Source organism: Oleiphilus sp. HI0061 (assembly GCF_001635675.1).
In genome coordinates, this window is sequence record NZ_LWFE01000226.1 from 1 (window position 1) to 1,359 (window position 1,359).

Annotated in this window: 1 protein-coding gene; it reads left to right on the forward strand. The window is 42.4% G+C overall.

The genetic code is table 11. The features are described 5' to 3' along the window. Positions 1-400: 400 nt before the first annotated feature. The coding region (gene leuB, locus A3735_RS02775) for a 3-isopropylmalate dehydrogenase (RefSeq protein ID WP_068637555.1) at positions 401-1,359 on the forward strand (959 nt) is incomplete at its 3' end.

Here is a 1,359-nt window from a genome sequence, read left to right on the forward strand (position 1 = left end):
AAAGCGTTATGAAGGTCATCCAGCGTCGCTAACGACACCGCGTTATGCTTTGTTGGTCTGTTAAGGGTGATTAATCCCAGAGGACCAATTACTTCATAAAGTATATTTTCGTACGCCATTGCCACAAAATCTCAAAACAAATTAGTTTACATACAGCATGTTAACAGAAGTTTGTATCCCGACACCGAGGCGATTGGCCTAATGCTCTGTTAACACTTTAATCTAAGGGGTAAGCAAGTTACATAATGGTGACGCGCCCGTCAACCTATTATGGGCGATATGCGCTATTTGAATGGCCATATCGTCTTCTTTATAAATCAATTTATTTGCCAGATAGGGGGCGCTATCTTTACAATACGCCCACATTTATATCGACGTATTATTTCGCTAGGAAAAAATAATGACTCAAACATACAAGATTGCGGTTCTCGCAGGTGACGGCATTGGCCCAGAAATTACAGAGCAGGCTTTGCGTGTATTAAAGCTAATTGAAGAAAAACGTGATGTTGTTTTTGATTGCATCGACGGCCCATTCGGAGCCAGTGCTTACTTCTCACATGGTAAGTCTTTCCCTCAGGAAACGATTGATCTATGTGATACAGCGGATGCAATTCTTAAAGGCCCAATCGGCTTGAGCCATGAAGAGTCTGAGAAGATTCCTGTAGAAGAGCGTCCTGAGCGTGGTGCTTTATTACCAATGCGTCGTCGTTTGAATACCTATGCAAACTTTCGCCCGATTTCTTTGCCAGCAGGTATGGCTCATTTCTCACCACTTAAAAAAGAAGTAGTGGGCAATGGTATCGACATCATGTTGATTCGTGAATTGATCGGTGGTCTTTACNTCGGTGGAAAAGAAAGTGGTAAGACTGAAGATGGCCTTCGCTATGTAAAAGAAACCTTGGATTACGATGAAAGCCAGATCCGACAGATTTTGGAAGTTGCTTTTAAAGAATCTATGAAGCGTAAGAAAGTTCTTCACAATATTCACAAGAGTAATGTATTGATCTCTTCTGTACTTTGGAACGAAGTGCTTGAAGAAGTTGCTAAAGATTACCCTGAAGTAGAAGTCATTCACATGTTGGTTGATGCAGCTGCGACTCACCTATGTTTGAACCCAGGTCAGTTTGATGTCATGGTCATGGAAAACATGTTCGGTGATATCTTGAGTGACCAGGGTGGCGGTATTCTTGGTTCTCTAGGTCTAATGCCATCAGCATGTATGGGGCCTGAGAAAGCATACTACGAACCTTCTCACGGTTCTGCACCAGATATTGCTGGCCAAAACAAAGCTAACCCATACTCAATGATTGGTTCTGTTGCATTGATGCTGGACATGAGTTTTGGTTTGGAAGAAGAAGC